15 protein-coding genes and 1 riboswitch are annotated in these 21378 nt (G+C 48.1%); of the genes, 13 read left to right on the forward strand and 2 right to left on the reverse strand.

Going from position 1 to position 21378, the window contains the following annotated elements; all coding sequences use genetic code 11:
- Positions 1-58: 58 nt before the first annotated feature.
- Complete coding sequence (locus tag ACYCS5_RS19630) at positions 59-859, reverse strand: WYL domain-containing protein (protein WP_459760012.1); 801 nt, start codon at positions 857-859, stop codon at positions 59-61.
- Complete coding sequence (locus ACYCS5_RS19635) at positions 834-2159, reverse strand: helix-turn-helix transcriptional regulator (RefSeq protein WP_459760013.1); 1326 nt, start codon at positions 2157-2159, stop codon at positions 834-836. The genes ACYCS5_RS19630 and ACYCS5_RS19635 overlap by 26 nt, the downstream gene beginning before the upstream one ends.
- A gap of 199 nt (positions 2160-2358) precedes the next feature.
- On the opposite strand from ACYCS5_RS19635, the gene ACYCS5_RS19640 reads away from it, so the two are divergent.
- From ACYCS5_RS19640 to ACYCS5_RS19700, 13 genes are all read left to right on the forward strand, one after another.
- The gene (locus ACYCS5_RS19640) at positions 2359-3927 is read left to right on the forward strand and encodes a limonene hydroxylase (RefSeq protein WP_459760014.1); all 1569 of its coding nucleotides are present in this window, start codon (positions 2359-2361) and stop codon (positions 3925-3927) included.
- Between the two features lie 19 nt (positions 3928-3946).
- Entirely contained in the window at positions 3947-4765 is an 819-nt protein-coding gene (locus ACYCS5_RS19645) for a nucleotidyltransferase domain-containing protein (protein ID WP_459760015.1), read from the forward strand.
- 21 nt (positions 4766-4786) lie between these two features.
- Complete coding sequence (locus ACYCS5_RS19650) at positions 4787-6238, forward strand: 3' terminal RNA ribose 2'-O-methyltransferase Hen1 (protein WP_165150001.1); 1452 nt, start codon at positions 4787-4789, stop codon at positions 6236-6238.
- Positions 6235-8844 (forward strand): polynucleotide kinase-phosphatase, encoded by a 2610-nt coding sequence (locus ACYCS5_RS19655; protein ID WP_459760016.1) that lies wholly within the window; start codon positions 6235-6237, stop codon positions 8842-8844. The genes ACYCS5_RS19650 and ACYCS5_RS19655 overlap by 4 nt, the downstream gene beginning before the upstream one ends.
- 20 nt (positions 8845-8864) lie before the next feature.
- Positions 8865-9662, forward strand: a complete 798-nt coding sequence (locus ACYCS5_RS19660) for a TatD family hydrolase (RefSeq protein ID WP_459760017.1) — start codon at positions 8865-8867, stop codon at positions 9660-9662.
- Between the two features lie 44 nt (positions 9663-9706).
- A riboswitch (TPP riboswitch) is annotated at positions 9707-9816 on the forward strand.
- A gap of 250 nt (positions 9817-10066) precedes the next feature.
- Entirely contained in the window at positions 10067-10663 is a 597-nt protein-coding gene (locus ACYCS5_RS19665; RefSeq protein ID WP_459760018.1) for an ECF transporter S component, read from the forward strand.
- Positions 10663-12114, forward strand: a complete 1452-nt coding sequence (locus ACYCS5_RS19670) for an ABC transporter ATP-binding protein (RefSeq protein WP_459760019.1) — start codon at positions 10663-10665, stop codon at positions 12112-12114. Before ACYCS5_RS19665 ends, ACYCS5_RS19670 begins: the two co-directional genes overlap by 1 nt.
- Complete coding sequence (locus tag ACYCS5_RS19675; protein ID WP_459760020.1) at positions 12089-12880, forward strand: energy-coupling factor transporter transmembrane component T family protein; 792 nt, start codon at positions 12089-12091, stop codon at positions 12878-12880. Before ACYCS5_RS19670 ends, ACYCS5_RS19675 begins: the two co-directional genes overlap by 26 nt.
- Positions 12881-13019: 139 nt before the next feature.
- Positions 13020-13745 (forward strand): methionine ABC transporter ATP-binding protein, encoded by a 726-nt coding sequence (locus tag ACYCS5_RS19680; RefSeq protein ID WP_340954391.1) that lies wholly within the window; start codon positions 13020-13022, stop codon positions 13743-13745.
- Positions 13738-14409 carry a methionine ABC transporter permease gene (locus ACYCS5_RS19685; protein WP_039272472.1) on the forward strand — a complete coding sequence of 224 codons (672 nt, stop codon included), beginning with the start codon at positions 13738-13740 and terminating at the stop codon, positions 14407-14409. The genes ACYCS5_RS19680 and ACYCS5_RS19685 overlap by 8 nt, the downstream gene beginning before the upstream one ends.
- Positions 14410-14611: 202 nt before the next feature.
- Entirely contained in the window at positions 14612-15469 is an 858-nt protein-coding gene (locus ACYCS5_RS19690) for a MetQ/NlpA family ABC transporter substrate-binding protein (RefSeq protein WP_029517585.1), read from the forward strand.
- A gap of 467 nt (positions 15470-15936) precedes the next feature.
- Positions 15937-16356 carry a hypothetical protein gene (locus ACYCS5_RS19695; RefSeq protein WP_459760021.1) on the forward strand — a complete coding sequence of 140 codons (420 nt, stop codon included), beginning with the start codon at positions 15937-15939 and terminating at the stop codon, positions 16354-16356.
- Between the two features lie 15 nt (positions 16357-16371).
- Positions 16372-21339 carry a DUF5724 domain-containing protein gene (locus tag ACYCS5_RS19700; protein ID WP_459760022.1) on the forward strand — a complete coding sequence of 1656 codons (4968 nt, stop codon included), beginning with the start codon at positions 16372-16374 and terminating at the stop codon, positions 21337-21339.
- Positions 21340-21378: the final 39 nt, after the last annotated feature.

Below are 21378 nucleotides of genomic sequence, written 5' to 3' on the forward strand. Positions count from 1 at the left end.
ATTAACAGACGGAGGGAGGGGCTGTTCTTCATGAATGCATCTCATATTGCCTTAGCAGCTATTCCTCTTCGTATCGTGCGAGGGCCTTGGCTGTTGTTTCCTTCATTCGTGAGATCAGCCGGGAGCCTTGGACGACCTTGACACGTTTGCCCAGGAAACGGATTTTGGATAACACATATTCACATTCGTCTGCCTGGAAAGTGAGTGTAATACGATAGGTATCTGCTTCCTGAACATATTCGACCTCTTTTTCAAAGCAGGAAAAAGCATATAAAATACGAGACATTTCACCGTTATATACAGGAACAATTTCGATGATGCCCTGTTCCTTGCGCGACTCCAGTATACCGAGTATACGTTGGATGAATTTTTCGGCCTCTTCGTGTAGAAGCTCATCTTCCGTGATGTTCACGATATTAGACAGCTTGGTAGACATGAGTGCGCGGTGTCTGCGGTTATACCACAGCAGGCTCCATTCTTTTTTGACCATGGAGAACTCCAGCTTATATGGAAAACCGGACATTCGCTCATGCATGCGCCCGTTGCGCAGTTTGTAGGTCATACAGATGCCTGAACGGGACCGCAAAAGGGGACGCAATTCACGCAATAGTGGATGATATACTGAGACAGCAGGAATACCTGCTTTTTCCCGCAAACTTCCATCGGCTTCCAGCGGTTCGTCGTCTGCGAGCATCTGCTGAAGCTTATCCAGCGTAGACGGGGTGAAAGCCTCTATTGCTGCCGAGTCTGTCAGCATGGACTTAAGCCAGACCCTTTCCTGCGATGTGGTAGCAAAAGCGCCCGATTCATCCAGCCGAGAGACGATCTGGTAGTTAAATATTTTCTCGAACAGGCTCATAATAGGCTTGCAGCTCCTTCCATTCCTGTCTGAATTCCTTCCGCAGCCGCTGAGGCTCCAATACCTCACAGCTTGATCCGAAGCTGCGAATCCACGGTTTAATCTCAGTGATTCCATTCACTGTGATTTCATAGATAAAGGATTCACTTTCTTCCTCCGCAATCGTACCCCATTGTCCCTGTAACAGCACACGTTCCCGAATAAAGTTGCGCTTCGCGCCCTCAGGATTAAAAAAGCGTACCCGTACCTTCACAGGACGGCCCGTATCAACAAGCCAGCTGTACCGCATTTTTTCTTCCAATACGGCTAACAGGTCGGCATGAAGCTGCTCTGGGACAGGCTTGCCCTCCACCAATTGAGTCATGCCCTCCATACGAAATTTCATGATTCCTTTGCCGCCTACATGACCCAGCACATACCAACGTCCATATTGATGATCATAGATGACTTGTAGGGGCAGAATGGTGTGTTCACGGCCGTCGGTCTCTTTTTCAAACAGCGGGTTTGTGTTTTGTGACCCGTACATGCTTCGTTTGGATGTCGAAAAATATAAAAAAGTTACACAGCGGCGTTGCCGAATGGCGTGTAGAAGCGGATGAATATGGGCTTCGTCCAGAATGCGTGAATAATAGTGGTATTTATATAAAAAAGGTTCGGCCATCTCCCGATCTCCGAGCTGACGGCGCATGGCTTTTTTTAGATGATCTCGCAACAGATATCCCTGTACAGAGGGGAGCTGGGTGTTGGCCATAATGTCTACAAAATCATATAAGTCCAGCAGCTCCTCGTCCGTCAGTTCTGTCACCAGATCGTTGCGGACAGCATAGCGGTAAGGTCTGCCGCCGGGTTCCTTGCGAACGACGCCGACTTCAACCAGATATTTCAGATCGGAACGAATCGTTTTCTCATCCGGCAGTGAACTGTCGGAAGGCAGCCCGTTGCAGCAAGCATCCAACAGTTCCATGGTGGTCAGAGGCTGTGACTGTAGCGCTGTCAGCAGAAGGGATAAGCGGACGCTTTCCGATTCCTTGAGTGATTTGGCCCGAAACAGAAATAACAATAATGGATCAGCCGATTCGTAATAATTAAAGCGCAGCATCTCATTAAAATCATGTCCCTGTTCCGCAGGCAACTGCTGTTGTACGGATTGGACAATTTCCTTGAGACGCCGGATTGTTTTATCAAAGGTATGTACCGAAATGCCCAGTCTATCTGCGAATTGCTGCCGATTATAGGCGCCGCTTGTTAATGTGAGCATACGCAGGAATTGAATTTCTTTATCAAAACTCTCTCTCGCCATGATGCATTCCCCGTTTCTGTTGCCGTTCTCCGAAAGTAAGTATCCCTTTATTCTAACAGGGAAGGGATGCAGGAAAAAGGGAAATTATTCATCCTTGTAATACTTTCACCATGTTCACGACTTCCAAAATAAAGCATCATAGGAGTATAAGATAGCACGATGAAATAAGAAGCAATACATAACAGAAGGGTGATGCAACATGTTTGGACGACGCAAAAATGAAGTGTTATATCCATGGGTAGGTAAGCTTTCGATTTATGAAACGATTAAGCAGGGACTGGACCATCAGGGCAGGCTTACGGATGATTATTTGCCGGATGATGGAGAATACTGGGCAGGTCACAAGATGCGTTGGGTGGCAGGAGGGCTGGATGGAGCGTTTGGGCATCACGGCGCTGGCGAAGATGGAGAGACTGACAAAATTAAGGATCTGGCGCAGTTGTTGTCCAGACAATGCCGCAAGCCAGGGATGAAGACGAGACGTGAGACGTATGTACGCTTGATGGAGGAAAATGCGCTCAGCCTGATTGATCCGCTGCTAGATGCGGTGCGCGAGCATCCAGCAATTCAGCCGGATCGATTGTATGAGGAAGCACGTTGGCTGGCTGAACACGGAGCACATCGCAATGTGGTGAAGGTCGGTATTGCGCTGCTTGGATTACTGGAGACGGATCAGCACCACGAACTTATTTTAACACTAGCCAAGCATGATGAATTCACGCTATATGCAGCTGTAGCTATCCGTAATATTTCGGAGCAGGCCAATGAGCAGTTGTATAATTTAGCCTCACAGGTACATGGCTGGGGACGTATTCACGTAGTAGAACGGCTGGAGCCTGCGCGGCAGGAAATACGTGACTGGTTATTAAGGGAAGGATTCCGCAACAATGTCATGTATGAGTATCTTGCTTATGAGTGCGCTCATAAAGGCGAACTGCATACAGCTATAGCTGTACCGCACATTGATCAGGAGTTGTTTGACGGGGCAGGCGATATTCTGTCGGCTTTGCTGGCAGCAGGCGGACCTGCGGAAAGTATAGATGATTATGAGCATGCCGCTATGGTCATAGGCAACTACCTTCGCCATGCTAAGGCCATGTGTACGACTGTGAAGCATTTTACGATCATCATGGATATTGCGGATTTTCTCGATGAAGAAGACGATTCATGGGAGGCACGTTATGAGCATGAATGGACGCCGGAATTACGTAAACGTTACGCGTCAATATGCCAGCAGATGATGGACGATCCGCAGTGGGTGAAGCCGGTAGAGCAGGAACTGCAGTATGCAGATTCACCGCATCTCCACTGCGCCATTCGCGTAGCTCGAATGCTAGCACTAGATGTATGGCCCGTGATATTTGATCAATTAAGTAAATATCCAGTCAAGCCTAATCTATACTTTGAACTCATCAAGACAGAGGATGAACAGCGGGCTCGTAAGCTGGTGGCTTTTGCAGAAAAGCACTTGCCTCTGGAAGAAATTGCTTCTGGTCCTGCTGATGTGCCGGGCTTTGGACCGGAGTATGAAGCGCATCAATGTCTGGGTATTTTGCTTCAGCTATTGTCTTCTTACGAAGGAATGGGACAAGACCTAGTTGCTGCCGGACTTTGGAGTCCGGTGACCTCCAATCGTCATGCAGCGCTTCATGTACTCAAGGAATGGCCTTCTGAGATGTGGGGAGAGGAAACGACAGAGCGTCTTCGCCGCTTATCGATAGATGAAACGGAGGAGTCGATTAGAGAACAGATTCGGGAAATACTTTAATGATAAGGGAGGGAACAACATGACGGATGTGAAGCATGGGCAGGGTTTCATTCAACCGGAAATGCGTGAGACGATTTTGCGTGAGCTGCGCGCGTTGGAGCAAGCGGAGCAGGTGCGCATTGTATACGCCTGTGAATCAGGTAGTCGGGCGTGGGGGTTTCCTTCACAGGACAGTGACTATGATGTACGATTTATCTATGTAAGACCCATAGAATGGTATTTATCTATTTTTGATAAGCGGGATGTGATTGAGCGGCCAATCAGCGATTTGTTGGATATGAACGGCTGGGATTTGAAAAAGGCGCTCCATTTGTTTCACAAATCTAATCCGCCTTTGCTGGAATGGCTGCAATCTCCGATTCCCTATCTGGAGCAGTATTCAGTGGCTGATCAGATTCGTGCGATCTCGCCGTTAACCTTCTCTCCGAAGTCCTGTATGTACCATTATCTGAATATGGCGCGGGGAAATTATCGGGATTATTTGCAAGGTGAACAGGTGAAGATTAAAAAGTATTTTTACGTGCTGCGCCCGTTGCTGGCCTGTGGCTGGATTGAACGTCACAACAGCATGCCTCCAATGGAATTCGTAGAATTGCTAGAGGAATTCATTCCGGCCGAGACCGAACTTTATCAGGTGATCGAACATTTGCTGCAACGTAAAAAAGCGGGCGAGGAACTGGATATGGAGCCACGGCTTTCGGTGGTGAATGATTTTATCCAGCAGCAAATTGCTTATTTTGAACAAAAGGCGCCCTTGCTTCAGCATATGGAGAGTGGACGTGATCAGCAGTTGGATGATATGTTCCGCGCTGCGGTGAATGAAGTATGGAAAGTATAAGCTGGGAAGGAGAAGTAGAGTATGCACATCACGCTAAAAGCAACCGGAAACAATGCTGGGATGATTTCGCACTTGCTTGCCAAAAATCCCTACAATACGTATGATCGCACGGAAAAGGGTGCGCGTGTACGCATGGTGTACACCGTGTTTACCGAGGAAGAGGCAGAAATCGTCATTCAGGCTTCGCCAGATTCGATAGATTTGGTCAAAAACAGTCCAGATAGCTATGATATTACACAATATATTAATGACCGGGAGTTTGTAACCAGCAGCTTATTTTGCACCTATATTCGTGGCTCGCTTGGTACGGCACTGAACGGCAAACCCAAAGAAGAGTATGCAGAATGGGTGACGCATCCTTTCGCGCTGGAGTTATCGTTTGGGCCTGTTGCTTCGGATTTACCGGATTCTGTGGTGGAGGGACTATTTGCTCCGCTGGGCTATCAAGTGGACATAGAACGAGGGGAAGCAGACTATTCTTTTCAGCTGAAAAATCGAAGCACTGTCAGATATGTCACGTTAAGTGGCCATCAGACGGTGCAGTATGCGCTACGTCAGTTATTGCTGTTGATTCCGGTGTTGGATAACTATAAGCACTACTATATCAGTGAAGAAGAGTTTGACAAGCTGAGACGTTACGGTGAAGGCTGGCTGTCAGCGCATCCGCTACGCGAGCTTATCATTCGACGCACGCTTCGTTTTACCAATCTGATTGAGCAATTTGAGCAATCTGATTGTGATGAAATAGGTATTAAAAAACATATTGAAAAGGATACTGTCCAAGCTCAAAAGGATAAGCACGAACAGATTCAACAGCCAGAACAGCCACATGAGGAAGGGAAGCAACAGCCTACAGTACGGCTAAATGAGCTGCGGTATCAAGCTATTATGGACGTAATTCGCAAGCTGCCTCGCAGACAGAAAATCGTAGATTTGGGTTCAGGGGAAGGGAAGCTATCGGCTCGGATGGCCCGAATGACGGGCGTTGAAGAGATTTGGGCGGTGGAGCCGTCTGCGTATGCACAGTTGAGAGCCGTGGAGCGTTTTAACAAGCTGGAAAGGCATGCCGATGCGATCAGTCCTACACCCATGATGGGCTCTCTCTTTTATTATGATGAACAATTGCGGGGAAAAGATGTGATGATCCTATGTGAGGTCATTGAGCATGTGGATGAGCATCGTCTGAACCGGGTGATGAAGACGATTGTAACGGAGTATCAGCCGGGCGTGCTGATCGTGACGACTCCCAATCGTGAATATAATGAAGTGTATCGTATGAATCAGCAAGAGATGCGGCATGGCGATCACCGTTTTGAATGGAGTAGAAGCGAGTTTCAGGAACGATGTGAGCAGTGGATTGTGGAAGCTCCTTATTCGGTAGCGCTGAAGGGGATTGGAGAAGAGGTCGAAGGCTTTGGACAACCGACCCAAATGGCTATATTTACGCGCAGAAAGGAGCAGAAGGAAGCATGAGCAATTCATCCAAACGTACGATTCATTTACCGCATGCTGGACTGGTTGTGTTGGTGGGGGCCTCCAACAGTGGGAAAACCACATTATTAGACAAGCTGGTGAGCGAAGGGATTCTGCTGGAGACAGAAGTGGTATCCTCGGATCATTTTCGCAAGCTGGTCGGAGATACGGAATTTATAGACTGGAGTGGACTTCCAAGACTGGAATCGGACGTACTGTTCTATGAGTATCAGCAAATGTCAGCCAAGGCGTTTGAGGCGATGGATACGATTCTGGCTATGCGCTGTCGCTTGAATAAGCTGACGGTTGTGGATGCCACCCATTTGTATGCTGAGGACCGTCAAAAATATGTACAGTTGGCAGCCAAGGCGCATGTTCCTGTAATGGCTTTGGTACTGGATGTATCCGAAGCTGTGCTGCTGGAACGTGATTTAGGCAGGGAGCATCCGCGTGGCCGCCAACGGGTCAAGCAGCAGGCACAGCTGTTAAAGCGGAACCTGCGTGGGATCCGTGAGGAAGGCTTTAACGCTTGCTATATCCTTAAGGATATAGAAGAAATGAATTTTGTTCGCCGTGCGCAGCCACTGTTTCATGAGATTGGCTCAGGTATTGACATCATTGGTGATATCCATGGGTGCTACCGTGAGATGCTGGAAGTGATAGAGCGGCTAGGATATACGGAAGATACGGAAGGACTATACCATCATCCAGATGGCAGAAGACTGGTATCTGTCGGGGATGTGATGAGCCGTGGCCCCAAATCGTTACAAGCGGTGCAGTTCTGGAAAAAGCACGTGGATGCTGGACTAGCGTATATGATTGACAGCAATCATGGCTGGAAAATCGGCCGTTACCTTGATGGAAGAAAGGTGACTCTCAGTCATGGGGATGAACGATTTGCAGAGGAACTGGCCCAGTATGAACAAAAAGCGGGCAAGGCAGCGGCGGAACAGCTTAGAAGCGAGTTAAGGGATTTTCTGCTACATGCACCCTCACATCTTATTTTTGGCAGGAATGGATTGCGACACGTGGTCGTGGCTCATGCGGGGATTAAGGATCATTTTATCGGCAAACAGTCGGCACGTATTTCTGATTATTGCCGTTATGGAGATACGGAAGGACAGGATGCAGACGGAAAACCAATCCGCAAAGATTGGTTCGTAGACCATGAATCGGGAGAAATAGTAGTATGGGGACATGATCCTAGACCGCAGCCTACCCTTGTGAATCAGACGGTGAATATTGATCAGGGTGTGGTATTTGGCGGTATGCTGACCGCTTATCGTTTTCCGGAAAAGGAATTTGTCAGCGTTCCGGCACATGAGAATTATGCGAATGATCCCGATAGCCCACTTGTCCGGTGGCAGAGAAAACGGTTTTCCCCGCCGAATTTACGCAAGCTCATCGCTGGTTACAGTGTACTGACGGAATCGTATGGCGAAGTGCGCGTTCAAGGAGAATCGGTCAAAACCGCTATAGATGCCGTGTCACATGTGACAGTACCGATAGAGGAACTGGTGTATATTCCACCGACCATGAGTCCTGCTCCAGCGGTGTCTGCAGAGGAAGGTTATCTGGAGCATCCGCGTGAAGCGCTGGCTTATTATCGCGGGCAAGGGGTACAAACGATGGTGGCCGAGAAAAAACATATGGGTAGCCGGGCTATTTTGCTATTATTCAAAAACGAACAGGCCGCTGTCGAGTATGTAGGCTACCCGACATTGGGCACGATCTACAGTCGGAGCGGGAGAGCTTTCTTTGAACAAAGCCTTGGGAAGCAAGTGCTGGAGAAACTGAATGCGGATCTAGTGGATGCCGGATATTTTGAACGGAACCAGACGGATTTTGTGTTGCTGGATGCGGAAATTGTACCGTGGAATCTCAAGGCTCGGGAACTGATTGCTGCACAATATGCGCATGTGGGGGAAGCAGCTCTGCTGGATCGCTGTAAGCTGGTAGACAAGCTGAAGCAGGCGAAGGTTGCGGGCCGAGAGGTTGGAGACTGGTTGGAGGAAATGGAACAGAAGTACGCGAATGCCGTGACGTTTCAAGAGGCTTTTCAAAAATATTGCTGGGATGTGGACGGTCTGGATGAAATTCGTATCGCACCGTTCCATACGCTGGCACACAGTGGAAAGACTTTTTTCGACCATTCTCATATTTGGCATATGGAGCAAAACCGGGAGCTGGCTGGGCTGTCTTCCCTGTTTATGGAGACAGAGTATCGTGTCATCACGGACGAAGCAAGCGAGGAAGAGGTCATTCGCTGGTGGAACGAGATGACAGAGGATGGTCATGAGGGGATTGTGATCAAGCCGGAACGCTTTTTGATGAAAAATCGGGACAAGATGATTCAGCCTGCAATCAAGGTGAGAGGCCGGAAGTATTTGCACATTATTTACGGTATGGATTATCTTGCCCCTGAGAATTTAAAGCGTCTGAAGCAGCGTCGAACGAACAAAAAGGAGCGTCATGCCCTGATGGAAGGAGCGCTTGGTATGGAAGGCGTGGAACGTTTTGTCCGCAAGGATACGGTAGATCGTATTCATGAATGCGTCCTTGCCGCGCTATCTCTGGAATCAGAGCCGATTGATCCAAGATTGTAGTTTGCGAGGGAGGGATTAAGATGGAACGGGGTACACCGTTAATTGATATTGGTGTGAACTTGATGCGCCGTTCGTTTCATGCGGATCGGGAACAGGTGGTAGAGAGAGCCACGGCTGTAGGGATTTCACCGCTGATTATTACCGGGACCAGTGTCCGCAGTAGTCGGGAGGCTTCTCAGTATGCAGCACGTTATCCGGGCAAGCTGTATGCGACAGCTGGCGTGCATCCCCATGATGCCAAAGACTGCAGTGCAGACACGATTCAGCAGCTCCGCCAGTTGGCGGGTCAGCCGCAGGTCGTATCCATAGGGGAATGCGGATTGGACTATAACCGTGATTTTTCGCCACGTGATGTGCAGCGCCGATGGTTTGGCGAGCAAATCCAACTGGCGGGTGAGCTGAAAATGCCGTTATTTCTGCATGAACGAGATGCACATGAGGACTTTGTCGCTATGCTTCGGGAGTATCAAGGGCTTGTCGATAAAGCGGTAGTGCATTGTTTTACCGGCACGGAACAGGAATTGCGTACGTATGTAGAAATGGGACTGTATATCGGAATCACCGGCTGGATTTGCGACGAACGGCGGGGGAAGCATCTGCGTGAACTGGTCAGAGATATTCCCTTGGACCGTCTGATGATTGAAACGGATGCTCCATTTTTGACCCCGCGTAATTTGCCTGTGAAGCCTAAAGAAGGGCGTAATGAGCCCATGTATCTCGCTCACATTGCTGCTACGATAGCCGAATGCACGGGTCGAAGCATGATGGAGATCGAAATCGCGACGACGGAAACGGCTAAACGTTTCTTCGGATTATAGGATTGTCAAAGCCATAGATGTGGTATATATTATAGTGAATTAAAAAAGCATTGTCGGGAGCTTGAGAAAGTCAGGCTGAGAGGGTGGCCCTTGCCACTGACCGTGAAATCTGATCTGGGTAATGCCAGCGTAGAGAAACCAAGAACACTATACAGGAATGCCGCTTTTTTTTGCGGTTGTCGATAGATTCAATGTATGTCCTAGCATTTTACCTTGATCCTGACTTGGCTGGGTATCAGTGTAGTAGTTTAGACTACTGGTTATATAAGGCATATCGACGAATGATGTTTTGTATGGTGCTTCACCTTTTACTGCGCATAAAGCTTGCCTGGAGATTCAGCTCCAGACAAGCTTTTTTTCATGGCCAAGAGGCCAACTATAAGGAAAAAGGGGAGCACGCAATAATGAATACTGCTGTAAGAGCGTTTAAAGGGTTGAAACTGACGGATATTTTGGTCACGATTGTGATCGCTGTTGTGTTCGGGTTGATCTACAAAATATGGGGGCCTGCCTATGATTTGATGAAACCATTGGGTCTACACGCCGAGCAACTGATGTATGGCATGTGGTTTATGGCAGGTACGTTTGCTTATCTCATCATTCGCAAGCCGGGTGTTGCGATTTTGGCAGAGGTGGCAGCGGCAACGGTCAGTGCTTTTTTGGGAAGCGAATGGGGGATGTCCACCTTGTACTATGGCCTGCTGCAAGGCTTGGGAGCGGAGCTGTTTTTTGCGGCTTTTCTGTATCGGAACGCAAACCTGTGGGTTGCTTCGCTAGCTGCGGCTGGGGCGGCTGTCACTTCTCTGATTTTAGACTTCAGCTACGGGTATATTGATCAGCTATCGACTTGGAACTATGTTTTGTATATTGGATTTCGGATGATTGGCAGTATTGTGATTGCCGGGGTATTCGCGTTCTATCTGGCTAAGGCATTGGAGGTAACCGGAGTCACGCGAAGTTTGAGGCCTGCAACGGAACAAGATTATAAGGGGCTGGATTGATGAGCCGGGCAACCGAAGATGTGGTGGCTTCGATCACCCGGCTACGGTTGAAATTCCCCGGTGAGCAAGAGCTGCTTTTTCACAATATGTCTTTGTCTGTCCGCAAGGGGGAAAAGCTGCTGCTACTGGGACCGAGTGGATGCGGTAAATCAACACTGCTCCAAGTGTTAAGCGGTCTGATTCCACGCACGATAGAAGTGCCTATGAAATGCGATGCTGCTGTAATCCCAAGTGTCTCAGGTATTGTATTTCAAGATCCTGATACGCAGTTCTGTATGTCATATGCAGATGAGGAACTGGCTTTTGTGTTGGAAAATAATCAGGTTCCCCGGGAGCAGATGCGATCCCGTATTCGCGAGCTGCTGATACAGGTGGGTCTATCGACGGATGATATACATATGCCCATTGGCAGCATGTCACAGGGAATGAAGCAGCGGCTGGCGATTGCGTCTGTGCTGGCTATGGAGCCAGAAGTGCTTTTTCTGGATGAGCCCACGGCTTTGTTGGACGAGGAAGGCACTACACAGGTGTGGGATACCATTCGCAACATTTCGGTAGACCAGACACTGGTGATTGTGGAGCATAAAATTAATGAAATTGTCCATGATGTGGATCGGATTGTGGTGCTTTCTGCTCAAGGGGAGATCATTGCAGATGGAAGGGCCGAAGAAGTATTTCATGTGCACCGGCAGGCATTGTCCGAGTACGGCGTGTGGTATCCGGGAGTATGGAATGAAGCGTCTTCGCCACGTTGGAGTGAAGCAGTGACGCAACAGAATGGTGCGGGGACTGATGTGCTGGAGCTGGAACATTTTAGCGGCCTCCGCGGTTTAAGTTCAGTGATTTATGTGGAGCATGCGCAGGTGAAGCCTGGCGACTGGATTGGCGTGGTTGGTGAAAACGGGGCTGGCAAAAGCTCGCTACTGCTCTCCATGATGCGCTTACTTCGCACACAGGGACGTTATAGCGTGCGCGGAATTGAGGCAGGCAGTACAGAACAACTGGCAGAGCGTATCGGGTTCGCGTTTCAAAATCCCGAGCTGCAATTTGTAGCGCATACCGTACGAAAGGAACTAGAGTATTCGTTACCCAAGAGCTTGTATACCGTTGAACAGTGCCGGGAACGGGTCGATCGGATGCTCGTACAGTTCGGACTGGAGCGGCTGGACGAGCGGCATCCGTATCAGCTTTCGTTAGGCCAAAAAAGGCGGTTGAGTATTGCTACGGCTATGATTCGTGAGCCGGAAGTGCTGCTGCTCGATGAACCGACCTTTGGGCAGGATGCGCGTAATACCTTTGTCATGCTGGATATGTTGGAGCAGCTGAGAGCGGCAGGCACGGCCATTGTGATGGTCACCCATGACCCGGAAATTGTCCGTCGATATTGTACCGATACATGGCGGATTCAGAAAGGGGAACTACAGTATGAACCTGTCCTTTCCCCATCATGAAACATGGCTGCATCGCGTTAATCCGGGCCTAAAGCTCGTGATGTTTTCCATCCTGTTTGTGGTCGTTATAGTCATTCATGATCCGAATGTCATGTTTAATGTTGCGTGTGCTATGCTGTTGCTGCTTGTCTGGTCAGGCCATCCATGGAAGAGGCTGCTGCTGTACGGATCTCCCTTTATATTGGTGTTTATTTCAACTTCAACGGGCATGATGATGTTCGGCAAAGGGGTGACGACCTGGTGGACATGGGGCTTAATCCATGTGACGCAGGAAAGCTTTTACCGAGGCATGCATCTGGGCTTTCGTGCGCTGAGTATGGCTGCGGTAGGTTTGTTGTTTGGTTTAACGACTCGTCCAGTGGACCTTTTTTATTCACTGATGCAACAATGGAAGCTCCCTCCGAAGTATGCATACAGCTTTTTGGCAGCCATGCGGTTGATGCCTATGATGGTGGAGGAATTCCAGGCATTGAGACAAGCCCACCGTATTCGAGGTTTACATCAGCATGTGTCCAAATGGAATATGTATGCCACGCTTCGCAGGTATGCGATTCCGCTACTCGCTCAAAGTATTCGGCGTGCTCAGCGCATTGCTATTGCTATGGAAGCCAAGGGTTTTACCAATGAAACCAAGCGAACGTATTATTATGCGATCGGCTATTCGGCTATAGATATTGTATTCATATTCTATTTTGTCGTCATGCTTACGCTGGCTTGGGGACTTGGGATTTGCCTTCCTTATGTAGGGGTGTGGGATGTACGTTAATTGTTGTCAAAAGGCTTTGCCCGTTTTCTGCTCTGTGGTATATTAATGCAATGGGAATTGACGGCTCGTACAGACCCGCCTGGGCTGGCGGGCTTATTACATTTTCCCTGAGAAATGGATCATCAGGAGGCCAGGTTTCATGATTACGCTGCATCAGGTAAGCAAGCATTATACCACCTCAAGCGGCCAATTTCATGCGGTTCAATCCGTGTCCCTTCAAGTGGAGGAGGGGGAAATTCACGGTATTATAGGTGCCAGCGGTGCCGGTAAGTCTACCTTGCTCCGGTTGATGAATGTATTGGAAAGGCCAGATGAGGGAAACGTGGTTGTGAACGGGGAAGATCTGACTCGCATGCCGGAAAAACGTCTCCGTGAAGCGCGGCGATCCATAGGGATGATTTTTCAGCATTATCATCTTGTTCACAATCGGACGGTCAGTGGAAATGTAGCAATGCCGTTGGAGCTGTCAGGTGTCGCGAAAAAAGAGAGAGCAGAACGTGTGCGCGAATGCCTGCAATTCGTCGGTTTAGCTGATAAAGCAGAACAGTATCCGGCACAATTGAGCGGAGGCCAAAAGCAACGTGTAGCGATAGCCAGAGCGCTGGCGAATCGACCTGCGGTGCTGCTGTGTGATGAGCCGACCTCGGCCCTTGATCCGCAGACGACCGCGGATATTCTGGGCGTGTTACGGGAGATCAACCGTGAACTGGGAGTTACCATTGTAATTGTAACGCACGATATGGACGTGGTACGCAACATTTGTACCCATGTATCAGAAATGCGGGATGGACAGCTGCTTTCCACGCAACGTGTAGCTGACGCTGCGGTAGGTTCAACAGCGAAAGCAGGTGAAGCTGATGAATGAAATGCTGAACATCATTGCGCAATATCAGTCTGAGATATGGAAAGCCATCGGAGAGACGTTTATCATGGTAGGGATTTCCATCGCAGCAGCTGTACTGTTAGGGCTTCCGGCAGGAACGATTTTGTATTTGTGCGGCAAAGGTCAAAAATATGAAAATCGACTGCTGTTCACCCTATTGAACAGTGTGGTCAATGTCATCCGCTCGTTCCCGTTTTTGCTGCTCGTCGTGTTTATGATTCCATTTACACGTCTGGTCGTAGGGACGGCGCTGGGTACGATGGCTGCTACGGTTCCCTTGTCAGTGGTGGCCATCGCCTATTATTCGAGGCTGGTGGAGCAATCATTGCTTGAGGTGCCGAAGGGTGTAATTGAAGCCGCTACTTCTATGGGGGCATCCACTCTTCAGCTTATCTTCAAATTTCTGTACGTGGAAGCTCGTTCTGGGCTTGTACTGGGTTTGACCACGTCCACCATTAGCTTCATCTCCTACTCCACGGTGATGGGCATTGTGGGTGGCGGCGGGGTAGGCGATTTTGCCATCCGCTACGGTTACCAGCGTTTTGAAACAGGCTTGATGGCGTTCACCATCGTCGTCATGATTATTTTCGTACAAACGATCCAGTTCACCGGAAGCACCATATCCCGCCGGATCGACAAGCGGTAAATGGTTTATGAATCTCTTCATTAACACTTGCACCGCCCACTACGGGAAATAAAAATGACTTTACAGTGCCTCCAAAGCGGAGCGGGCAGAATTGTTCTGGAGAAGCGTCAGCGATCGGAAGAACAATCCGCACGCGAAGCGGCTATGCTGTAACTCATTTTTATCTTCCCGATCACAACTAATTTTGGAGGTTCCACATCGAATGAGTCGGAAAAACAACATGAAAACGAACTTGAAATTACTTACACTATTTGCTGTCGTTATGCTACTGGTTGCCGGATGCGGTGGTCAAAAGCAGGCTGCACAAGAAACACAGTCTAAAGAAGCGACTTCCCAAAAAGAAGTGACCCTGAAAATAGCGACGCTCATCCCACCGATGACAGATGTGCTGGATATCGTGAAGCCGCTGCTTAAACAGGACGGAGTCAATCTGGAAATCGTCGTGCTTTCAGACAATATCCAACCGAACAACGCATTGGCAAGCCATGAAGTGGATGCTAACTTCTTTCAGCATGCTCCTTTTATGCAACAATATAATGAAAGCAACAAGTCTGATTTGGTAGCGATAAAACCAATTTACAACGCCATTTATGGTGCGTACTCCAAAAAATACAAGAACGTTAAAGACCTGCCCGAAGGTGCGACTATTGCCATTGCCAATGACCCGGCCAATACAGGACGTTCTTTGGTAATGATGGAGCAAAACGGTTTGATCAAGCTTAAAGAAGGCGTAGGCTATAATGCTACACAGGCTGATATTATTGAGAATAAGAAAAAGTTTGTGTTTAAAGAAGTGGATTTGTTGATGCTGGCGCGCTCACTGGATGATGTGGACATGGCTGCCATGTATCCCGCATATGCCAAGCCGCTCGGTCTGACACCGAAGAAGGACGCGCTGATTACCGAAAAAGACGATACGCACTTTGCCATTAATCTGGTAGCGCGTAAGGATAATGCAGATTCCGATGCCATTCAAAAGCTGGCAAAGCGAATGACCGGACCGGAAGTGCGTAAATTTTTTGAGGACAATTACAAGGATAGCGTTGTTCCAGCATTTTAAATAAATGAGGATTTTGCAAAAATCCAATAAGCGACTTCCAATGAATAAGATATAGATCGAAATGGTTTAGTTCGTCTATATCTTGCACGTTGGAGCGACTGGAATCGAATTTTGCAAAATCCTGAAATAAGTATTGAAACATTATTTATGATGATATTTGACCTGTATAATGGAGTGAAGTCTGTGAAGAGCAGATGGTCTCCCTTGTGCAGGTTTTTTTCTTTTTCATCCTTAATATGGATAAATTTCATCGAAATCAGGGTACAAAGTCTTATTTTTTAAGATTTTAGTGTATTACAGTATTATGAATTTTGGTCATAAAGGGTGATGGAGTAATGATAAGGAACCTATTAAAATAAATATACGAACAAACATTCGTTTTCGATTTCATTAACGGTGTTTTAAATGGGTCAAAAAATTCAGCTGACAACGGGTCAAAAGCGTGAATAAAAAGGAAGGGGAACGGCATGAAGCTGCTTGTAACTGTAAAAAGTCTGGGAAAACGCAAGCCCGCACTCGCACGACAGGAAATAGAGCTGAGTCCTGCTCCAGAAACATTGCGAGATTTGATTACTGCAACCGTTGCTTTGAATGTTCAAAAGCTGCGGGATAAGCAGGAGAGTGTCGCGCTGATTCCATTCCTCACGGGAGAGGAAGTTGAGGCACAAAGCGAGATAGGCAAAGTAGGATTCGGTTCCGTATATAATGATGGTGTCCCGGATATTAAGGATGCTGTGAACACAGCGATGCAGGCTTTTGAAGATGGTTTATACAGAGTTTTTGTGTGTGACGAGGAAACTATTGAACTGGATGCTCCTTTGGCACTTAAGGATGGGAACGAAATTGTATTTATACGCTTCACAATGCTGGCTGGAGGCCTATGGTAGAGGGGGAAATGAAATATGCATCGAGAGAACAATGAGCAAGAATATTTCACCACACTGAAGGAGCGCGCGGCGCAACTGGAGGGACAACAACAGGAGTTGGCTCAGTATGTTGTGGAACTGAGTAAGCTTCATTACATACAGGAGAACGAGGAGCCATTTAACGAATGTCAGCGAATATTAAAAGAACGGGCGACAGAAAGCGGAGAACCGCTGTTTAAGCCACTGACAGAGGTATTGCGTGCTCTAATTGGACAAACAGCGGGCGATGTATTCGCACATCTAACAGAGCATGTGACTGAATATCCATACAGCACCGGGTATGCGCGAAAGCCGTTTCGTACTTCGGATATTACGGCCCATACTTCTCGGATTTATAAAAGAATGGTGCAGTTGATCCGAATGGACTGTATCGGATTCTCTATAATGGATTATTTAACGAAAAAAGGTTATGAATCAGGTAGGGATTACCGGATTCAGGAAACGATTGGTGATTGGATTGCTTACGAGCTAGACAACGGCAATTCACAGGTGCTTGAGGCGCTAAAAGCTATTATTTATGGGGATAATCAGGCGGCGTTACTTACACGCAATATGATTAAAGGCATGCTCCTGAGTCATCAGGAGGAGAATTATCGCATGATCGGCGAGCTCCTGGCAGCCGCCAAACTCCAGGAGGGATTGCGCCAAAGTATCGTGGAACAAATGGATGAAGGAACTCCAGAGGCTCTCATATATCTGTTAAAGGTGATCATCGACCAAGGCTTCATTCGTTACAGTTCGGTGGTGCGGGCGCTTGCAGTATGGACGGGAATGGGCTTAGAATCCGCCAATCAGCGGGTCGTTCGCCAACTGATCGAGCAGGCATATGAAGCATTGACTCGTAGTGAACTGCGCCAGGAATGGCTGACAAGCTCAAATGCTAATGAAGTGTATATGAGTTTGTGGGCTACCGCAGTACATGAGGAACGTGATCTGTATGGACAGGTTCGGAAACTCATGGAGCAAGGAGCAACTTACCAGAAGATTGTAGCACTGTACGTACTGTCTAACAGTGACAACAAGGATGTGCGCCTCGGAATTGCGAGAGAATATCTGGATGAAACGGACCCGGAGCTTCAATATTGGATACTGACGAACTATACAAGCAATTATTTTTATGAATGGATAGAAGGCGGGACGGTCGCGGATCGGATCGTTAAAGTGGTGCGTACTCCTTTGCTGGAGAGCAAAGAGGAGCGGCGTAAGGATTTTGAACGACTTCATAACCTGTTCGTACATATGAAAAAGGGTGAGTCCACAGAGCCCTCCAAGGTGCTGGATTTTGTTAATCTGTATTACCGCTCAGATGCGCCTATTCAAAAAATGCTGTATCTCGCTGGTTATGATATGGACGCTTCTTGGATTGGGGAAATCATAGCCTTAAAGGAACAGATTAGCCCTAATCTGCGTGGCGAACTGTTGAACCATTTTGTGCAAAATCCTGAGGATACGGTACAGCGTGATTTTATTTTTTCCAGTTTGTCGGACAAAAGTATGAGTATCCGTGAGTTCGCTGTGGCCAAGGCGCGTAAGCTGACGCTGTCGGAACCAGAAATGCAACAAATGGAAGCCTTACTAAAGCTCAAGACGGGCTCATTGCGACAAAGTGTCATTGGTGTGTTGCTCTCACAATCGGAAGAGCCGCTCGCTGGCTCATTGGAACGCTTGCTGCGTGCTAAGGCGGAGCTGCAACGATTGGGTGGACTTGAGGTATTGACGAAGATATATGCAGATCCGGATCGTGCCGAACAGTATGAAAACCTGCGGGCTTTGGCCGATATCATTCAGCAACCTACCGCCAAAGAGGAGCAACTGTTGTCCAAGCTGGGACAGGAGGATGCTTATACAGGGTCTAACGGTTTTGGCCTGTACGATCCGAATGTCAAGGAAGCTTGGTTGGAAGAGAAAGTGGATCTGGGTGATTTTAGATTGGCCGATGTTTTTGTTAGTCCATTGGAGAAGCTCAAGCAGTTTTTGACTGGACTGGATGAGCTTGTTCATCATCATCGTGATGTGGAATATACAGCGGAATATTATTCGGGCTACAAAGATACATTGCTTATTGGGACGAACCTTCGTCCTCTACGGCTGGTTCAGGTCGATGAAGAAGTAGATTCCAGGCTGTCTTTATATCCTCTTTACGAGGAGTGGGACCGTTATTTGCAGGAAAGCGGCATAGAAGCGCGTGAACTGCTGGAGCTTGTTTTTTATGACCGATTGGAGCCTATGGACCGAACGCTGGATCGCTACTATCGATACTTTTCTTTTAACATGGACTATTCAGAGCTAAGCAAGCACAAGCTGCTGGAAGGATGGCGTAAAGATTTCGCCGAGCAAATGTATCCTGTGGATCGGATTAACGAGGTTCAAAGATGGATGGCAGAGCTGACCTACTCCGATCAGGTAAGCACATTAGTTAATGCTTATTTTATGGACACATCCGGTGAGCAAACATTTGACGTAATTGACCTTGCTTTAAATTCACTAATGCAGTGCGTGCCTAAGGACAGACCAGTAGAGGATTTGGGAATGCTCCATCTATTGTCCGGCCCGTGGGTGGCACTGGAGAAGGGGCAGGTCCATGACGATGAGTCCTTTAAGCGCTTTTTCCATACTTTTGTGAACTACGCAGAACTGCCAGGAGCGGAAAAACGTTTTTATTCTCCGCTGGATCTGGAGGATTATTTCAAAGCCTATGAAAAAGGGTTGATCGGTGTAGGGGAAGTATATCGGGAACTGCTGGCCGGTAGTGAAAGCAGAAGACATATGAGTACCTTAACCAATGCCCGCAATACATGGATTTCTAGCAACCCGGAATTTTTGGAGATACGCCGTACGGTTATTGATCGACTGTTAGAGGTTGAATTGGTTCGAGGCGATTTGCCTACCGAGGCTACGCCAAAGGTTATGGGCTTGAACCGAATTGAAGGCATGGATTATTTTATCCGTATTCTGGAGGGTCTCGACAAGGAAACATTCGTGCGTGGTTATGTGTACGGTTACGGTGATCGTATTACCAAAAAGGAATCGTTCAGTCACTTGCTCAAGGCATGTTATCCGAGTGAGGGCGAGGATGCCACGTTGCTCAAGGAAAAGTTAAAGGACACTAAAATTACAGATAAACGTCTGCTGGAGGCGGCAATGTATGCCCCGCAGTGGATTGAGATTGTAGCGGGTTATCTCGGATGGGAAGGACTTCGCAGTGCGGCATGGTATTTCCATGCACATATCAATGAAGGTTTTTCGGCCGAGAAGGAAACGATTGTAGCTCATTACTCGCCGATTGCTCCGCAAGATTTTAATGATGGTGCCTTCGATATTCACTGGTTTCATGAGGCTTACGAGACGTTGGGCGAGGAACGTTTTGATCTGCTGTACGATTGTGCCAAGTATATTTCGGCTGGAGCCAATCATCGTCGATCCCAGTTGTTTGCGGATGCGACGCTGGGTAAGCTCAAACGGAGTGAAATGGAAAAATCAGTGGAAGACAAGCGAAACAAAGACCATTTGCTGACCTACAGTTTGATTCCACTTGCTCAGCCACCTGAACCAGATGTACGCGAACGTTATGATTTTATCCAAAGGTTTCTGGAACAAAGCAAAAAATTTGGGGCACAGCGTAAGGCTAGTGAGGCACTCGTTTCACGAATTGCACTCGGGAATTTGGCACGTAACGCAGGTTATGATGACGTAACCCGTCTCGTCTGGGACATGGAGGCTCGCAAGCTGGATGATCTCCGGTCTTATTTCGAGCCACATGCTTTGGACGAGGCTACAACGGTGCAGCTCGTCATTGATGATGAAGGAGCGGCAGATATTGAAATTGTAAGCAAAGGCAAGACGCTGAAATCCATTCCGGCTCGTTTCAAGAAGGATGAGTATATTACGGCATTGAAGGAGCTTAAAGGAGATCTGGTGGATCAGTATCGCAGAGCTCGGAAGGAATTGGAGCGCTCTATGGAGTCTGGCACGACCTTTATGGTGAAGGAATTGAGAGGATTGCTGGGTAATCCTGTGCTTGCTCCGTTGGTGCGGACACTGGTTTTCAAGGCTGGCGAGCACCTCGGATATTTTAATGGGGATACGTTGGTGTTGACTGATCCTTCTGCTGAACAGCATTCTATAGGAGAAGAGGATAAGCTGATTATCGCTCACCCCCTTCACTTGTTCGAAAGTGGCCGTTGGAGCGACTTCCAGAAGGACTTATTCGACCGTCAGATACGCCAGCCATTTAAGCAGGTGTTTCGTGAGCTGTACCTGCTGAATGCTGATGAACGTGCCAACGCGACCGTTTCCCGTCGATATGCGGGACACCAGGTACAGCCGAATAAGACGGTATCCCTATTGAAAGGTCGCCAATGGACGGTCAGCTATGAGGATGGGCTCCAGAAGGTGTACTATGCTGAGAATCTGATTGCCAACCTGTATGCCATGGCGGACTGGTTCTCACCAGCAGATACCGAGGCTCCTACGCTGGAGACCGTGCAGTTCTTTGATCGGACAACGTATAAGAGCGTACCGTTGGACGAAGTTCCTCCTGTTCTGTTCTCCGAAGTTATGCGGGACGTGGATCTGGTTGTCAGTGTTGCCCATGTAGGCGGCGTTGATCCAGAGGCCAGTCTGACGACGATTGAAATGCGTAGGGTCATTGTGCAGGAATCACTTCGCCTGCTGAAAATTAGCAATGTACGCGTGGATGGGAATTATGCACGTGTAGATGGGACTCTTGGCGAATATGCTGTGCATTTGGGAAGCGGGGGTGTCTATAAGCAAGCGAAGGGAGCGCTGCATATTATTCCGGTGCATTCGCAGCATCGTGGACGCATCTTCCTGCCGTTTCTGGACGAAGACCCAAGAACAGCCGAGATTTTATCCAAAATAGTGTTGTTGGCCGAGGATCAGAAGATCAAGGACCCGCAAATTCTTACACAGCTTCAAGCGTAGAATAGAATTCTGATGTATATAGATTTATAATGAACTCAA

The organism is Paenibacillus sp. SEL3, from assembly GCF_054602585.1.

Bases quoted from the DNA above. Each gene is read 5' to 3' on its own strand.
- ACYCS5_RS19665 (WP_459760018.1), top strand. From the start codon at position 10,067: ATGAATACTGCTGTAAGAGCGTTTAAAGGGTTGAAACTGACGGATATT.
- ACYCS5_RS19670 (WP_459760019.1), top strand. From the start codon at position 10,663: ATGAGCCGGGCAACCGAAGATGTGGTGGCTTCGATCACCCGGCTACGG.
- ACYCS5_RS19655 (WP_459760016.1), top strand. From the start codon at position 6,235: ATGAGCAATTCATCCAAACGTACGATTCATTTACCGCATGCTGGACTG.
- ACYCS5_RS19685 (WP_039272472.1), top strand. From the start codon at position 13,738: ATGAATGAAATGCTGAACATCATTGCGCAATATCAGTCTGAGATATGG.
- ACYCS5_RS19645 (WP_459760015.1), top strand. From the start codon at position 3,947: ATGACGGATGTGAAGCATGGGCAGGGTTTCATTCAACCGGAAATGCGT.
- ACYCS5_RS19675 (WP_459760020.1), top strand. From the start codon at position 12,089: ATGAACCTGTCCTTTCCCCATCATGAAACATGGCTGCATCGCGTTAAT.
- ACYCS5_RS19695 (WP_459760021.1), top strand. From the start codon at position 15,937: ATGAAGCTGCTTGTAACTGTAAAAAGTCTGGGAAAACGCAAGCCCGCA.
- ACYCS5_RS19680 (WP_340954391.1), top strand. From the start codon at position 13,020: ATGATTACGCTGCATCAGGTAAGCAAGCATTATACCACCTCAAGCGGC.
- ACYCS5_RS19690 (WP_029517585.1), top strand. From the start codon at position 14,612: ATGAGTCGGAAAAACAACATGAAAACGAACTTGAAATTACTTACACTA.
- ACYCS5_RS19660 (WP_459760017.1), top strand. From the start codon at position 8,865: ATGGAACGGGGTACACCGTTAATTGATATTGGTGTGAACTTGATGCGC.
- ACYCS5_RS19635 (WP_459760013.1), bottom strand. From the start codon at position 2,159: ATGGCGAGAGAGAGTTTTGATAAAGAAATTCAATTCCTGCGTATGCTC.
- ACYCS5_RS19640 (WP_459760014.1), top strand. From the start codon at position 2,359: ATGTTTGGACGACGCAAAAATGAAGTGTTATATCCATGGGTAGGTAAG.
- ACYCS5_RS19700 (WP_459760022.1), top strand. From the start codon at position 16,372: ATGCATCGAGAGAACAATGAGCAAGAATATTTCACCACACTGAAGGAG.
- ACYCS5_RS19650 (WP_165150001.1), top strand. From the start codon at position 4,787: ATGCACATCACGCTAAAAGCAACCGGAAACAATGCTGGGATGATTTCG.
- ACYCS5_RS19630 (WP_459760012.1), bottom strand. From the start codon at position 859: ATGAGCCTGTTCGAGAAAATATTTAACTACCAGATCGTCTCTCGGCTG.